The sequence below is a fragment of the Oleiphilus sp. HI0061 genome, assembly GCF_001635675.1.
Genome location: NZ_LWFE01001740.1, coordinates 1 through 872 on the forward strand (window position 1 = coordinate 1; position 872 = coordinate 872).

The following is an 872-nucleotide window of genomic DNA, read 5'->3' on the forward strand; positions in this document are numbered from 1 at the left end:
TCAGTGCCTACTTCTTCAGCAAACTCGGTTACAGCAGTAACGATTGCCTGCATTTCCTGGTGAGCAAACAAAACAGCGCCCAGCATTTCGTCTTCAGTCATTTCTTTTGCTTCAGACTCAACCATCAATACTGCGTCTTTGGTGCCCGCTACAACCATGTCTAATAACGAATCTTCCAACTCAGCGTTTGTTGGGTTAAGTGAATAACCATCTTCATCAGTAAAGCCAACACGTGCTGCACCGATAGGACCATTGAACGGAACACCTGAGATAGCCAACGCAGCAGAAGTACCGATCATCGCTGCGATATCTGAGTTGTCAGTTTTGTTTGCTGACATAACAGTACAAACAACCTGAACTTCGTTCATGAAACCATTTGGAAACAACGGACGAATTGGACGGTCAATTAGACGAGAAGTTAGCGTCTCTTTTTCAGAAGGACGCGATTCACGCTTGATGTAACCACCTGGGATTTTACCAATCGCATACTGTTTCTCGTTGTAGAAAACAGATAATGGGAAAAAGTCTTGGCCTGGCGCAGTTTGTTTAGCTGCTGTTACCGCAACCAATACTGCGATATCGTCCATTGTGACTAATACAGAACCTGTTGCTTGACGAGCGATTCTGCCTGTTTCGATTGTAACTTCTGACTTACCGTACTTAAATTTTTTAATAACCGGATTCACATCGGCTCCTTAATTTATTTTCTTTGATTTAGCTTCGCTAAATGACAAGGACTAAAAGCTTTACGTCTCAGTGTTCTTACTTCTTTGAAGAACGAGCTCAGAAAAAACACTCAGACATAAAACTTTACGGCCTTCTAACAAAGCACTTTTACATTTACCTTAGCTGCACAAACAACTAAGCGTGAT

The 872-nt window shown here is 42.2% G+C and carries 1 pseudogene; it reads right to left on the minus strand.

Features of this window, described 5'->3' with window-relative positions:
• Window positions 1–686: pseudogene (locus tag A3735_RS26660) on the minus strand (polyribonucleotide nucleotidyltransferase); the annotation flags it as partial.
• Between the last annotated feature and the right edge of the window lie 186 nt (window positions 687–872).